The sequence below is a fragment of the Nocardia sp. BMG51109 genome (assembly GCF_000526215.1).
Lineage (GTDB): Bacteria > Actinomycetota > Actinomycetes > Mycobacteriales > Mycobacteriaceae > Nocardia.
On sequence record NZ_JAFQ01000004.1, the window covers coordinates 6,265,116 to 6,278,818 of the forward strand.

Consider the following 13,703-nt stretch of genomic DNA (forward strand, 5'->3'; position numbering starts at 1 on the left):
TCCGATGGCGCACGATCCGATCGTTCTGGACCTGACCGGTACCGATATCCAGGGCGAATCGGCCCGGATCCGGGAGCGGGGGCCCGTGGTGGAGGTGCTCATGCCCGGCGGCGTGCCCGCGTGGTCGGTCACCGATCAGGCGGTGCTGCGGAGCCTGCTGGCCGACCCCCGGGTGTCGAAGGATCCGCGGCAGCACTGGGCGGCGTTCGGCAACGGCGAGATCACCGAGTCGTGGCCGCTGCTGCCGTGGGTGGCCGTGGACAACATGTTCACCGCCTACGGCAAGGAACATCGGCGGCTGCGCAAGCTGGTGTCGCCGGCGTTCACCCACCGCCGCACCGCCGCGCTGCGGCCGCGGATCGAGGAGCTCATCACCGAACTGCTCGACGACCTGGCGGCGCTGCCGCCCGGCGAGGTGGCCGACCTGCGTACCCGGTACGCCTACCCGGTCCCGATCCGGGCGATCACCGAACTGATGGGCGTGCCGGAGCATCTCGGCGCGCCGATGCACAAGTGCGTGGACGGCTTCTTCGACACCTCGTTCACCCCCGAGCAGGCGCAGGCGAACCATGCCGAAATGTTCCGGCTGGTCAGCGAACTCGTCGACTATCGGCGCGGGCACCCCGGTGACGACGTGACCAGCGTGCTGATCACCACCCGCGCCGAGGACGACGGCTCGCAGCTGACCGAGAAGGAACTGGTCGACACGCTGATGCTGGTGATCAACGCCGGCCACGAGACCACGGTGAACCTGCTCGACCAGGCGATCACCGCCCTGCTGACCCACCCCGAGCAGCGCGCCGCCGTCGTGTCCGGCGAGGTGCCCTGGGCTGATGTGGTGGACGAGTCGCTGCGCTACCAGGCGCCGGTCGCGCACCTGCCGCTGCGCTACGCCGTCGAGGACATCGAGATCGACGGCGGCCACCGGATCCCCAAGGGCGACGCGATTCTCGCCTCCTACGCCGGTGCCAGCCGGGACCCGAAGATCCACGGCGACACCACCGATCAGTTCGATGTGCGTCGCAAGACCAAGGACCAGCACGTCGCGTTCGGCTACGGCGCGCATCACTGCATCGGCGCGCCGCTGGCCCGGATGGAGGCCTCGATCGCGCTCCCGGAGCTGTTCGAGCGGTTCCCGAACCTGCGCTTCGCCACGGATCCGAAGGATCTGGTGCCGGTCGGCAGCTTCATCTCCAACGGCCACACGGCGCTGCCGGTGCTGCTGAACTAGGTGGCGGGGGTTCGGCGGCGGCTGCCCGGTTCGACGATGAATTCTCCGGGCGCCGAGGGGGATTCGGAATGGACCGGTACGCGGTCGGTGGGGGCCTTCCGGCGCGCCCGAGGGTAGGTCGTGCGGGCGAGCCGCACCGGCACTGCCCGGATGGCATAGTGTGCGACGAAAGATCTTGTGAGACGGCGCGTGCGGAGAGGCATGATGACGGTGATGATGAGGCGAGCGATGGCGGTCGCGGCGGCGGCCGTTCCGGCGATGTTCCTGGTCCCGGCGGTCGGCTCCGCGCAGGCGCCGATCTGCGCGGCCGACATGCTGAACGCGACCACCCGGCAGGACGCGGCGCCGAACCCCGACGGCCAGAACGAACTGTCGATCGTCCTCACCAACACCTCGCCGCAGCCGTGCCTGGTGCAGGGCTTCCCGGGCGTGGACCTGGTCGGCCCCGACGACCCGGCCTTCGGACCCACCTACTCCCTGCCCCGTCAGGAGACCGGTTTCGCACCCGTGTCGGTGGCGCCCGGCCACGCCGTGAGCAGCGTCGTCACCTACCTGGCACAGGGCTCGCAGGGCTGGACGCCGGAAAAGATCGTGGTCACCCCGCCGGACACCACCACCCAGCTCGAGGTGCCGTGGACGCCGGGCCTGAGCGTGCAGCGCCAGGACGCGGCCACCCACCCGGGCACCTTCGTCGGCCCGCTGCGCCCGGCCTGACCGGCGAACCGGGTGCACCGCCTCGTTCCGGGGGCAGCTCGAAGGATCTGAAGAACAGGCCCCTGCACACCGGCGTGCAGGGGCCTGTTCGCGTCGGTCCGGCGGGTGGCGGTCTCGCGAGGGATGCCTCGACGAGGGGGACGACGGGATCTCGGTGGCAGATCAGAGGTCTCGACGCCGCATGCCGATGACGGCGGTGGCGTAGAGCGCTTCGGATTCCCTGACGAAAGCCGTAAGTCCGTGGCGGGCAAAAATTTCCATGGCGCTATCGGCCTGTTCCTCGCTCGACTCGACCAGGACGCTGCCGCCCGGCGCGAGCCATGCGGCGGCCTCGGTGGCCACTCGGCGGACGATGTCGAGACCGTCGGGACCGCCGTCCAGGGCGTACCGGGGTTCGTGGTCGCGGGCCTCGGGCGGCATTCGAGCGATCATAGGGGTGGGCACGTAGGGGGTGTTGGCGATCAGAATGTCCACGTGCCCGGCCAGTGCGGCGGGGAGGGGGTCGAAAAGGTCGCCCTGGTAGACGTGGGCGGACAGCGGTGCGAGATTGCGGCGGGCACAGGCGACGGCGGCGGGCTCGATATCGCTCGCCGTCAGGTGCACGCGAATTCCGTTCCGCGCCAACTCCGTCGCCGCGGCGAGCCCGAGCGCTCCGCACCCGCAGCACAGGTCGACCACGACCCGGGTGCCGCCGGAACCGCTGCGGCCCAGGCGAACCGCTTGCTCGACGAGGAATCCGGTGCGCTGCCGGGGCACGAACACCCCCGGTCCCACCGCCACCCGCAGCCCGCGGAACTCCGCCCAGCCCAACAGGTGTTCCAGCGGTATGCCGGAGATCCGTTGCGCCACCAGCAATTCGAGTTCCGCGGGGGAGGAGGCCGCGCCGGTGAGCAGCGCGGCCTCCTCCTCGGCGAAGACGCAGCCGGCGCCGCGCAGCGCGGTGACGACGGTGTCGAGGTCGATTTCGATCACTTGCCCATTGTGCGGTGGGCGGTCGAGCGGTTATCGCCCGGTCACGGGGTTCACCGGGAGGTCGGTAGCAGGAACGTGCGGGTGGCGTCGAGGTAGATGCCGCGCTGCGCGGCCCGGTTCGGCGGCGGTAGCTGGGACACCAGCTGATCGGTCGAGGTCATCGCGCCGACCACCGGGAGTCCCGCGACCATGAAATCGGCGACCGCGCGGCGGATGTGGTTCGGCGAGGTCACCACCACCGTGCTGGTGGCGCCGGCGTCGCGCAGCATCCGCGTGCTGAACAGCGCGTTCTGCACCGTCGATCCGGCCCTGTCCTCCACCAGCACCCGGTTGGCGGGAATGCCGTGGCCGATCAGCCAGCCCGCCATCGCGACCGCCTCGGGAACGCCGTTCTGCGGGTTGCCGCCGGTGACCACGATCGGCGACGCGGGCGCGGCGATCGCCTGCAGCCAGGCCGCCGTCAGCCGGTCCACCAGCTCGGGCCGCAGTGAACCGTCCGGCAGCAGGCCGTAGCCGAGCACCGCGATCCCGGTTTGCGGGCCGACCAGCGCCGGCAGCGGATTCGGCAGCGTGCCGACCGCGGCGGTGACGGCCCCCAGCAGGTTCCGGGTGCCCTGGGCCATGCCGCCGTCGATGGCGCCCAGCCGGTTCAGCGCGGCCTCCCGGGTGACCAGGTCGCCGGCGTAGTCCGACCAGATGGCCTGCAGCGCGAGCGCCTGGCCGTCGTCGGGCGTGTCGTCGAGTAGTTGCCGCAGGTCACCGAGGCCGGCGGCCTCGTTGCCGTTGGAGAAGTTGGATTGGGCGGAGTTGTAGAGGGCCGGGCCGTCGGCGGCGGTCGCCGTGGTCACGGCGGGTCCGGCGAGTATGAGAGCGGCCGCCGATGTGGCGACGGCGAACCGGAGACGCCTTGCGATTGTCACTGCAGTCGACACCTTTCCGAGCGAATGGGTCACGCACGTGGTTTGCTGGCAATTGTCTAGAGCGCGGTCGAGCCCACAATACGGTCGGCCACCGCACCCGGCGAGGATTTCCGGGTGTGACAATTCTGGATGTAACACGGAGGCGCGAGCGGCGAATCGGAGCGGACGGCACATATGTGCCGACGGGTATCGGACGGGGCCCGCTCGGGGTGATCCGTTTCCGCCGGTAGGCCATTTCTCGAGCGAACGACCGCGGCGGATCGGCCCGTCGGCCGGGACGGTGCAGCCGGTCGGCGCGGGCAGGGCCGTGACGCGAACAGGACGCCCGGTGGATGCGGGATGGTGGATGTGCCTGCCGCGCGGCGCCCGGTCCGGCGACCGTTAAGGTGGGAGGCCGTGGACACGACTTCGCTGACCGGTAAGGAAACCGCCGCCGCCCTGAACGCCGACACCGAACGGCGCGTCGGCGCGCTCACCGAGAAGAGCGCCGCGCCGCGCCTGGTGCTGGTGGTCGCCAACGACGATCCGGCCAGCGGCTGGTATGTGAAGTCACTTCGCCGGGCCGCGCAGCGGCTCGGAATCGACTGCGACACCGTCGATCTGGGCGCGGATGCCGCCGCCGACACGATTCGCGCGGAGCTGGCCCGGCTGAGCGCCGACGCGGCCGTCGACGCCGTGATGCTGCAGACCCCGCTGCCGTCCGGCGTGGAGCTGAACGACGTCAGCGTCGCCATCGCCGCGGCGAAGGATGTCGACGGAGTGAGCCCGCTGTCGCTGGGCCTGCTCGGCGCCGGCCTGCCCGGATTCCCGCCGGCCACGGCGGAGGCCGTCGTGGCGCTGGCGAAGCATCACGACATTCCGCTGGCCGGTCGGCATGTCGCAATCGTGGGCCGCTCGAACGTGGTGGGCAAGCCGCTGGCCCAGCTGATGCTGGCGGAGAACGCGACCGTGACCGTATGTCATTCGCGCACGGCCGACCTGCCGGCCGTGACCGCGGCCGCCGACGTCGTGGTCGCGGCGGTGGGCCGCGCGAGACTGATCACCGGTGCGCACGTCCGCGAGGGCGCGGTGGTCTTCGATGTCGGCACCAACGAGGGCCCGGACGGCGGCATCGTCGGCGACGTGGACCCGGAGTCGGTGCGCGGGAAGGCCGCGGCGCTGAGCCCGGTGCCGGGCGGCGTCGGCCCGGTGACCACCGCACTGCTGATGCGGCACGTCGTGCTGGCGGCGGAGGCCGCCCGCTCGGCGTAACTCCCGCCGGTCATCGCGCAGGTCCCCGGCGGGTGCCGGTCACCGGCCGGTATCCGCGGAGATCACCAGTGCACCGTCACCGGATCCCCGACGCTGACGTTGTCGTAGTACCACGCGGCGTCGTCCGGGGGCAGATTGATGCAGCCGTGGCTGACATTCTCGTAGCCCTGCGAATCGACCGACCACGGCGCGGAGTGCACGAATACCCCGCCCCAGGTCAGCCGCTCGGCGTATTCGCCGTCGAGCAGATAGCCCTCCGGATCGCTGAGCGGAATGCCGATGGTGCGGGAATCGAACGTGATGCTCCGATCCTTCTCGATCACCGGGAACGTGCCGACCGGAGTCTCGCGGCCGGGCTTACCCATCGACGCCGGGATCACCCGCGAGCCCTCACCCGGGACGTTCACGGTGAAGGTGTGCGCGGACATGTCGGCGTCGGCGGTGGTGCCGCCGTTGGTGCGGAAATCCGAGTGGACGTTGCCCACGGTGACCGTCAGCGGTGTGTCGGCGGGCAGGAATCCGGTGGGCTGCCATACCAATTCGCTGTCGCCGTGCCAGCTGAACGTGCCGTTCAGGTCGCCGACGGAGACCGACCGCTCGGCCCGGGCCCGGTCGGCGACCGGTGCGGCGAACCGGACGGTCACCGGGTGGGCGATGCCGACGAGTGCGCCGCCGGCCGGCGAGATCGACTGTACGGGCAGGGGCCGCGGTGCCACCGTCACCGCTGCCGCCGTACCAGATGTGACCGCGGCGAGCGTCGCGATCACCAATGCCAGGAACAAATGCCGAATCGTGTTCCGCATGGCTCCACCCCCTTCGAGGCGGTGTGGTTTGTGAGATGTCAGAACTTCATGATCATCCACGTCGCCGGATGGTGCTCGGTTCGTAATCAAAATGCGGCCTGTCGCAATGTCTCCGGTGGCGGTTGGTCTGTTAAGCGTATACCCGGTACGGCCGGGGGTAACCGGACATACCGGGCATCCCGGTGCGCGCTCCGGCCGGGCTGTCCGTAGCATCGGGGATCGTGTTGCCGGGTGCGCGGGAGACGGATGCTGTCACGGAGATCGTCGAGCCCGAGCCTCGGCCGAGGTCACGGTGGTCACCGATCCGGATCCCGCTGCTGGCGCTCGCGGCGCTGCTCGGGATCTACACGATGCTCGCCCAGCTGCTCGCCCTGATGCCGGTGTCCTGGACGGTTCCGGTGCTCCGGATGGGCTTCGTGCAACTCGTGGTGCTCGGCGTGGGCTGGGTTCGCGACTGGCTCGGTTCCTGGAATGTGGTGCTGGCCGGCGCCGCGGTGGTCGCGGCGCTGTTCGCGGTGCGGGTCCGGGGCAGCTGGCCGTCCGGTTCGGTGGTGTCGATGACCGCGGTCGGATTGGTGATGTGCGTGGTCACCAGCGTGGGCCTGGCGGTGTCGGCGCACGACGCGACCGGCACCTGGCTGCCGTTCGCGCCGCTGCCGCTGGTGGCGGCGGGCAGATCGCCGGATCAGACCGTCACCTACGCCACGATCGAGGGGCAGCCGCTACGGGCCGACCTGTATCTGCCACCGGCCGGCCCGGACCCCGCACCCCTGGTGGTGCGGATCCACGGCGGCGGCTTCTCCGCCGGAAGCCGGGGCCCGACGCCGTACAACCACTGGCTGGCCGGGCACGGCTACGCGGTGCTCGACGTGGACTACCGGCTCGCGGACGCCGACCATCCGCGCTGGAACACCGAGGACGCCGATATCGGCTGCGCGCTGACCTGGGCGACGGCACATGCCGGGAAATATCACTGGGATCCGAACCGCGTCGCCACCTTCGGCGGCTCGGCGGGCGGCAACCTCGCGATCAACGTGGCGTACAAGGCGAATGCCGGGCGCCTGCGGCCCAGCTGCGGCGACGTCGCGGCGGTGCCGAAGATCCGGGCGGTGGTGGCGGTCTACCCGGTGGTGAACCTGACGGCCTCGGCGGGCGACAGCATCGATGGCGAGCGCATCGCCCGCACCTACCTGGGCGGTCCGGTGGCGGACCATCCGGATCGATACGCCGCGACCGATTCGGCGCGCCAGGTGACGCCCGCGGCCCCGCCGACGCTGCTGTTCCACGGTGGCGGCGATCACCTCGTCTTCGCCTCGCGCACGGCCGAATTCGCCGACACCCTGACCGCCGCCGGAATCACCAACCGCTACGTCGAACTCCCGTACCTGGACCACGGATTCGATGCGGAGGTGCTGAACACGGGCACCCGGGTCGGCCGCGAGATCACCCTGGACTGGCTCGAACGCCACGACAAGCCCTGAGCGACAGCACGATCCCGCCGAGCGCCGGGGCGTGGGAGTCCGGGTGGACCAGCTCACTCGCGGCCCCTGTCCGGTGACAACCATGACGCCGACCGGTGCCGGCCACGACCGCAGCTCTGCGTCGGTGGTGACCGCAGTCGGCGACCCGTGGTCGCAGCCGGTGCGGTTGCCCTGGGAGTAGGGCAGTGTCGTCCGCCCAGGACCGGTGGCGAGCGCGGGCTCAGCCGGTGACGGCCGCGACGACGTCGGCGTGCAGGGCGTCGGCGCGGGCGATGATCTCCTCGACGGTGCGCAGCGCGGGGGCGAACTCCGCGCCGTGGTTCTCGCCGAGCGAGGCCACGTTGATCGCGATATTGAGCTGTGAGCTGGTGGCGGCGGCGCGGGCGGCGTCGGCGGCGGCGCCGATGTCGGTGACCACGTTGGGATTGCCGATCGGCAGCAGATCCGTTGCCAGGGTGAGGATCTCGTCGGCCTCCGCTACCACGGCGGCCGGCACCCGGGCGGCCTGCAGCAGGGCGGCGGTGATGGCCTCGCCGCGCGCGGCGCTCTCGGCGTCGGTCGACTTGGGCAGCTTGTAGGCGGCGCCGACGGCGGTGAAGGCGGCGGCGTCCGCATCGGCCAGCGCCGCGGCGCGGTCACGGGCGGCGTCGGCGGCGGCGATGATCCGATCGATCACCGGGCGGTTGTCGGCGTCCTTGGCGCGGGTGGTGTAGCGCGCCACCATGGCCACCAGGGCGGCGCCCTGCGCGGCGTGCAGCGCGGCCACCGCGCCGCCGCCGGGGGCCGGGATCTTGGCGGCCAGATCGTCCAGGTACCGGCCGATCGGCGACTCCGCGAACGTGGTGCTGTCCTGCGTCGGCGCGGCGTCCTCGGACATGCTGCGGGGCCTCCCGTTTCGGTGATCGGCGTACGGTACGGCGACAACCGTACCGCCCGGGCCGGTGCGGGCCCGGCAGGAGGTCGGGTGCCGTCGCCCCGGGCGGTCGCGCGGGCACGAATATCGGTAGGTTCGGGTCCATGCGTATCGGACTGGGCATCAACTATGCGGGCGGGTTCAAAGAGGTGGCGGCGGAGGTCGCCGACCTGGAACGGGCGGGCCTGGACATCGCCTTCGTGCCCGAGGCGTACTCCTACGATGCCGTCAGCGGCCTGGGTTATCTGGCCGCCAAGACCGAACGCGTGCAGCTGGCCTCGGGCATCCTGCAGCTCTACACCCGCACGCCCACGCTGACCGCGATGACGGCGGCGGGCCTGGACTACGTCTCCGACGGCCGCTTCCTGCTGGGGCTGGGCGCCTCCGGGCCGCAGGTGATCGAGGGCTTCCACGGCGTGGCCTACGACGCGCCGATCGGCCGCACCCGCGAGGTCATCGAGATCTGCCGCAAGGTGTGGCGGCGCGAGCGCCTGGAATTCGACGGCAAGTACTACACGATCCCGCTGCCCGCCGAGCGGGGCACCGGGCTCGGCAAGCCGCTCAAGCTGATCAATCATCCGGTCCGCGAGCGCATTCCGGTGCTGCTGGCCGCGCTGGGCCCGAAGAACGTCGAGCTGGCGGCCGAACTCGCCGAGGGCTGGCAGCCGATCTTCTTCCTGCCCGAGCGGGCCGGCGACATCTGGGGCGAGGCGCTGGCGGCCGGGCAGGCCCGGCGCGATCCGTCGCTCGGCGAGCTGGACATCTACGCCGGACCGGCGCTGGCCATCGGCGACGACGTCGAGGGCCTGCGCGAGTTCGTCAAGCCGCACCTGGCGCTGTACATCGGCGGCATGGGCGCGAAGGGCAAGAACTTCTATCACACCCTCGCGACCAGGTACGGCTACGGCGCCGAGGCCGACCGGATCCAGGAGCTGTACCTGGCCGGGGAGAAGGAGGCCGCGGCCACGGTGGTGCCCGACGAGCTGGTGCGCGATGTCTCGCTGATCGGCTCGGCCGGCTTCGTGAAGGAACGCATCGCGGCGTTCCGCGAGGCCGGGGTCACGGTGCTGAACGTGGTCCCGATGGCGGCGACGCCGGCCGAACGCGTCGCACTGATCGAGCAGCTGCGCGAACTGGTCTGAGCCTCCGCTTCGCCCGTCATGCCGGCGCGCGTTCGGCCGGGGTCTCGCCGTGGATTCCGGCCGAACGCACGTCGGAACGGCGGGGGCGCTGTGCCGGGCAGGCCGGGCGGGTTTCCGGTGCCGCCGGCGCGCGGGGGCGGGCCCGGGTCCTACTGCCCGCGCAGGTCGGTCAGCGCCTCGTCGAGGGTCGGGTGCAGTGCGAACACCTGGTCCAGATTGGTCATCTTGAGCTGGCGTCCCGTCGCCGGGCCGTCGGCGACGACCGCGATGCGGGTCGCCTGCCCGGCTCGCTGGTGTGCGCCGACGAGCGCCGCCATGCCGGCGGAGGCGAGGAAGGTCACCTGCGACAGATCGATGATCAAGGCCGCGGGCTTGCCGCCCAGCGTCGCCTCGATCGCGTTCTCCAACGCGGGGGCGGTCGCCAGGTCGACCTCACCGGCCACCGTGAGGACGGTCGCTTCGTCGTGCACCGAGACCGAGGTGGTCATGGCGTCGGCGAGGGGATACGCGTCTCCGGAAGAGTTGGTCACATCAAGACAATCTGCCATGAACCCGCCGTCCGTGCCGCATCGTCGGCGAATCGGTCCGCGTTTCGCACGCTCGGCGATACCGAAAAATGCGGGTATACCGGCGGATCCGAGGGTTGCCGGTGGATCGCTGGCAGATTTGTGCCGGAGTGTCACCTGTGCGCCGGGGCACCGGCCGCGGAGTCAGACGCGGCTGGCCGCCGAGAACGCGACCGCGGGCAGCGTGACGATCATCTGCACGTGAGTTCCCGCGCCGGTGTGATCGATGATCAGCTCGTCGGTCAGCGCGCGCATCATGGCGAGGCCGCGGCCGCGCGGGCCCGGATCATCGGGCAGCGGGCGCCACACGCCGGTGTCGGCGACCTCGATCGTCACCCGGTCCATGGAGCTGTCGGCGGTCAGCACCATGTGGCCCGCGACCGTGCCGAGGTAGGCGTGCTCGATGCTGTTGCTGCACGCCTCGTTGGCGGCCGCGACCAGATCGGCGGCGAGTTCCTGCGGCACGGCGGCGGTGGTGAGCCACTCGGACAGTTCGCGCCGGACCCCGGCGAGCCGGCCGGCCTCGGCGGGCACGTCCACCCGCAGCGGCCGGGGCTGCTGCCGGTAGACGACCATGGCGACGTCGTCGTCGTACCCGGCCGCGGGGCGCAGCCGCGACAGCACCGCGTCGGCCACCTCGCGCGGCAGATGGGTGGCGGCGCCGGACAATTCGTCGGCCAGCTCGTCGAACCGGTTATCGATATCGATCCCGCGCTGCTCCACCAGTCCGTCGGTGAACAGCACCAGGGTCGACCCGGGCTCGAGGGGGGTGGTGGCCTCCGGCCGCCGCGGCGGATCGAAGGTGGCCAGCGGCACCGCGCGGCCGCCCTCGAGCAGTCGCCCCTTGCCGCCCGGCGCGGCGAGGACCGGCGGCATGTGCCCGGCGCTGGAGTAGCGGACCAGGCCGCGGACCGGATCCAGGATCGCGGCGCACACCGTCGTGCACATCGCGCCCGGGATCCGGGCGGCGACGGTGTCCAGCTCGGCCAGCAGCTGCGCCGGGCCCGCGCCACGCAGCAGCAGAGCCCGTGCGGCCGTGCGCAATTGGCCCATCACGACCGCCGCGGACAGGCCGCGGCCGACGCAGTCGCCGACCACGACGCCGATCGTGCCGTCGCGCAGCTGCACCACGTCGTACCAGTCACCGCCGATCTCCAGCGGCGGCAGCGCGGGTTCGTAGTGCACGGAGAACCGCGGCGGCAGCTCGATCGGGCCGAGCATGGCGCGCTGCAGCGTCAGCGAGGTGGAGCGGGCCTGATCGAAGTTGCGGGCGCGCTGCACGGCCAGGCTCAGATGCCCGACCAGTAGCGAGAACAGCGCCCAGTCGCCGGAGCTGATGGCCCGCGGCGCGGCGAAGCGCAGCCACAGCGCGGCGTCGCCGGTCTCGCCGAGCGGCGCGACTATGCCCTCGGAGGTGGACGCGCCCTCGGGGATCGCGAACATCGTCCGCCCGGGCCGCATCCGGGCCCGGTCGAGCAGGGCGCGTGCCCGCGCGTCGAGCACCTGGCGGGCGACCGCGGCACCGGATTCGCCCCGCTCGGTGCTCGGTGAATCCGCGGATTCCGCAGCGGTGTCCGAGGCACCGAGGTCCGCTGCCGCCGAGGAGGCACCGATGCCTGTTGTCGCGGAGGAGGCACCGAGATCCGCTGCCGCGGAAGATGAACCGATGTCCGCTGTCGCGGAGGATGGTCCGGTTCTCGCTGTCGCGGCGGAGGAACGGGTTTCCGCTGTTGCGGAGGAATGCCCGGTACCCGCCGTGGTGGGGGAGGAACCGGTCTTCGTTGCCGCGGAGCGGGATTCCGCCGTCGCGCCGGCGTCGCCGGTGCTGGTGCTCGACACCGGCCCGGAGACGTACAGTTCCGGCCCGGTCTGGCGGTTCGGCCACACCGACACCACCGCGGTCTCGGCGCCGATCGCGCGCCGCAGTTCCTCGAGCCCGACCGCCAGCACCTCGACCACGCTGGTGGCGGCGCCGACGGCGGTGGCCAGCCGGGATACGGCCTGGTCTCGGGTCTGGGCGTCGTGCTCGGCGGTGACGTCGCGGATGGTGCCGACGAAGATGCGCTCGTCGTCCTCCGGGCGGATCAGCGACGAGGTGCTGACCGCCAGCCACAGCCGCCGCCCGTCGCGGTGGCGCACCGGCATCACGAACCGTGCCGCTTCGGTGCCGAGATCCGGATACTGCGCGCCGTCGTCGGTCGCCCACGGATGCGGCAGCGGATAGGGCACCCCGGCGGGGCCGTAGCCGGTGAGGGCGCCGAAGGCGGAGTTGACCTCGGTGATGGTGCCGCGCGAATCGGCGACGAAGAATCCGTCCTGCAACGATTCGACCAGCGCGGTGCGGAAGGCGTCGCGCCCCTCCAGATCCTCCGTGCGCAGCCGCTGCAGCTCGTAGCTGCGGTTGATGTCGAGGAAGCCGCGGGTGGCCACGTCCAGCGCGGCGAGGGTCTGCAGCAGGAATTCCAGCGCGGCCTCGGAGCGGTCGCCGGTGTCGCTCCCCGGCGTGGCGTCGACCAGGCCGGCGCGCTCGAGCAGCCGGAAGTGGTGCTCGGTGAGATCGAGGATGCTCACGCCCTCCACGAGGGCGCGGCGACCCAGTTCGTAGCCCTCGGCGAGGGTGGTCTGGGTGGGTGAGTACAGGTGCAGGCGAAGGGCATTCGCGTACGCGTCGCGGAATGCCGCGAGCACCGTACTCATGGCACGGGGTCCGTACGACCACGGTGCCGGGCCGCCAGCACGAGCGCGTCGTCGGTGTCCTTCGCGTGCCGGTCGAGAATGCCACCCGCGATGTCGGCGGCCGATGTCGCCAGGTCGATGCCGTCGACGAAATCGTCGACGATGCCGTCGGTGGACATCAGCAGCAGATCGCCCGGCCGCACCGACACCGTCTGGGTCTGCAGGTTGGGCGGGAGCAGATAGCCCACGATGCCGCCGGTCAGCAGCGCGGTGGCGCGCACCACGAGCTTGCCCGGGCCGGCCGTCACGACCCGCGACTCCACATTGCCCACGCCGAGCCAGTGCAGCTGGTCCTCGGAACTGAACAGGGCCAGCGCCACCGCGGCACCGCGGGTGTCGGACATGGCCCGATGGCACAGCACCATCAGCACGTCGAGCGGCTCCGCGCGATTCTCCGAGAGCACCTGGGTGGCCCGATCGGCGGCCTCACCGGCCGCGGACCCGTGCCCCAGGCCGTCCAGCACCGCGAACAGCACCGCGCCGCCCCCGGCGTCGAGCACCATCGACCGATCGCCGGACACCTTCTGCCCGGGTAGTGCGCGTCCGGCCACGGCCCACTCCACGGCGCCGATGTACCCGTCGTCACGCACCGGGGGGCACCCACTTCCACATCTCCACCAGCGTGCCGTTGCCGGGCGCGGACTCGACGAGCAGCCCGTCCATCAGGCGCCGCGCGCCGGGCAGGCCGAGACCCAGGCCGCGCCCGGTCGAGAAGCCGTCCTCGAGCGCCCGCGCGATGTCCCGGATTCCGGGGCCCTGGTCCTGGGCCTGCACCACGAGGGCGCGCCGCCCCTCGCGATCCTCCACGGTCACCCGGATCTCGCCGGTGCCCGCGTAACTGGTGATGTTGCGGGCGACCTCGGAGATGGCCGTGGAGATCATGGTGATGTCGGTCAGCGTGAAGCCGAGCTTGGCCGCCAGCTCTCGCCCGGCCTGCCGCGCGGTCACGATGTCACCGGACATCTTCACCGCGA

13 protein-coding genes are annotated in these 13,703 nt (G+C 71.6%); 5 read left to right on the forward strand and 8 right to left on the reverse strand.

Going from position 1 to position 13,703, the window contains the following annotated elements:
- The first annotated feature begins 4 nt into the window (after positions 1-4).
- Together D892_RS0129790 and D892_RS0129800 are read left to right on the forward strand one after the other, a co-directional pair.
- Positions 5-1,231, forward strand: coding sequence for a cytochrome P450 (locus tag D892_RS0129790; protein WP_024804744.1), 1,227 nt, complete (start codon positions 5-7; stop codon positions 1,229-1,231).
- Positions 1,232-1,444: 213 nt separating this feature from the next.
- Positions 1,445-1,945, forward strand: a complete 501-nt coding sequence (locus D892_RS0129800; RefSeq protein ID WP_232236201.1) for a DUF4232 domain-containing protein — start codon at positions 1,445-1,447, stop codon at positions 1,943-1,945.
- A gap of 162 nt (positions 1,946-2,107) precedes the next feature.
- Here the strand turns inward: D892_RS0129800 and D892_RS0129805 are convergent, their stop codons facing one another.
- Both D892_RS0129805 and D892_RS0129810 read right to left on the reverse strand, forming a co-directional pair.
- A complete protein-coding gene (locus D892_RS0129805; RefSeq protein ID WP_024804746.1) occupies positions 2,108-2,917 on the reverse strand; it encodes a putative protein N(5)-glutamine methyltransferase in 810 nt (269 codons plus the stop codon).
- A gap of 50 nt (positions 2,918-2,967) precedes the next feature.
- Positions 2,968-3,837: an ElyC/SanA/YdcF family protein gene (locus D892_RS0129810; protein ID WP_024804747.1), complete on the reverse strand. Its 870-nt coding sequence runs from the start codon at positions 3,835-3,837 to the stop codon at positions 2,968-2,970.
- A gap of 396 nt (positions 3,838-4,233) precedes the next feature.
- Here D892_RS0129810 and D892_RS0129815 point away from each other — a divergent pair, with 396 nt between their 5' ends.
- On the forward strand, positions 4,234-5,088 hold the full coding sequence (locus D892_RS0129815; protein ID WP_024804748.1) for a bifunctional 5,10-methylenetetrahydrofolate dehydrogenase/5,10-methenyltetrahydrofolate cyclohydrolase: 855 nt from the start codon (positions 4,234-4,236) through the stop codon (positions 5,086-5,088).
- 62 nt (positions 5,089-5,150) lie between these two features.
- Here the strand turns inward: D892_RS0129815 and D892_RS0129820 are convergent, their stop codons facing one another.
- Positions 5,151-5,891 (reverse strand): L,D-transpeptidase family protein, encoded by a 741-nt coding sequence (locus D892_RS0129820; RefSeq protein ID WP_024804749.1) that lies wholly within the window; start codon positions 5,889-5,891, stop codon positions 5,151-5,153.
- A gap of 221 nt (positions 5,892-6,112) precedes the next feature.
- Between D892_RS0129820 and D892_RS0129825 the strand changes: the two genes are divergently transcribed.
- Positions 6,113-7,372 carry an alpha/beta hydrolase gene (locus D892_RS0129825; protein ID WP_156959739.1) on the forward strand — a complete coding sequence of 420 codons (1,260 nt, stop codon included), beginning with the start codon at positions 6,113-6,115 and terminating at the stop codon, positions 7,370-7,372.
- Between the two features lie 220 nt (positions 7,373-7,592).
- On the opposite strand, the gene D892_RS0129830 is transcribed toward D892_RS0129825, so the two are convergent.
- Positions 7,593-8,249 carry a cyclodeaminase/cyclohydrolase family protein gene (locus D892_RS0129830; RefSeq protein WP_024804751.1) on the reverse strand — a complete coding sequence of 219 codons (657 nt, stop codon included), beginning with the start codon at positions 8,247-8,249 and terminating at the stop codon, positions 7,593-7,595.
- Between the two features lie 140 nt (positions 8,250-8,389).
- Here D892_RS0129830 and D892_RS0129835 point away from each other — a divergent pair, with 140 nt between their 5' ends.
- A complete protein-coding gene (locus D892_RS0129835) occupies positions 8,390-9,427 on the forward strand; it encodes an LLM class F420-dependent oxidoreductase (protein WP_024804752.1) in 1,038 nt (345 codons plus the stop codon).
- Positions 9,428-9,576: 149 nt separating this feature from the next.
- Here D892_RS0129835 and D892_RS0129840 read toward each other — a convergent pair whose 3' ends face one another.
- From D892_RS0129840 to D892_RS0129855, 4 genes are all read right to left on the reverse strand, one after another.
- Entirely contained in the window at positions 9,577-9,915 is a 339-nt protein-coding gene (locus D892_RS0129840) for an STAS domain-containing protein (RefSeq protein WP_024804753.1), read from the reverse strand.
- Positions 9,916-10,137: 222 nt separating this feature from the next.
- Positions 10,138-12,690: a SpoIIE family protein phosphatase gene (locus tag D892_RS48840; RefSeq protein ID WP_024804754.1), complete on the reverse strand. Its 2,553-nt coding sequence runs from the start codon at positions 12,688-12,690 to the stop codon at positions 10,138-10,140.
- On the reverse strand, positions 12,687-13,319 hold the full coding sequence (locus tag D892_RS0129850) for a SpoIIE family protein phosphatase (protein ID WP_024804755.1): 633 nt from the start codon (positions 13,317-13,319) through the stop codon (positions 12,687-12,689). Before D892_RS0129850 ends, D892_RS48840 begins: the two co-directional genes overlap by 4 nt.
- A complete protein-coding gene (locus tag D892_RS0129855; RefSeq protein ID WP_036570256.1) occupies positions 13,312-13,692 on the reverse strand; it encodes an ATP-binding protein in 381 nt (126 codons plus the stop codon). The genes D892_RS0129850 and D892_RS0129855 overlap by 8 nt, the downstream gene beginning before the upstream one ends.
- Positions 13,693-13,703: the final 11 nt, after the last annotated feature.

Excerpts from the sequence above, each read along its gene's own strand:
- D892_RS0129800 (WP_232236201.1), top strand. The coding sequence starts at position 1,445 with ATGATGAGGCGAGCGATGGCGGTCGCGGCGGCGGCCGTTCCGGCGATG.
- D892_RS0129840 (WP_024804753.1), bottom strand. The coding sequence starts at position 9,915 with ATGACCACCTCGGTCTCGGTGCACGACGAAGCGACCGTCCTCACGGTG.
- D892_RS0129855 (WP_036570256.1), bottom strand. The coding sequence starts at position 13,692 with ATGTCCGGTGACATCGTGACCGCGCGGCAGGCCGGGCGAGAGCTGGCG.
- D892_RS0129830 (WP_024804751.1), bottom strand. The coding sequence starts at position 8,249 with ATGTCCGAGGACGCCGCGCCGACGCAGGACAGCACCACGTTCGCGGAG.
- D892_RS0129790 (WP_024804744.1), top strand. The coding sequence starts at position 5 with ATGGCGCACGATCCGATCGTTCTGGACCTGACCGGTACCGATATCCAG.
- D892_RS48840 (WP_024804754.1), bottom strand. The coding sequence starts at position 12,690 with ATGAGTACGGTGCTCGCGGCATTCCGCGACGCGTACGCGAATGCCCTT.
- D892_RS0129820 (WP_024804749.1), bottom strand. The coding sequence starts at position 5,891 with ATGCGGAACACGATTCGGCATTTGTTCCTGGCATTGGTGATCGCGACG.
- D892_RS0129835 (WP_024804752.1), top strand. The coding sequence starts at position 8,390 with ATGCGTATCGGACTGGGCATCAACTATGCGGGCGGGTTCAAAGAGGTG.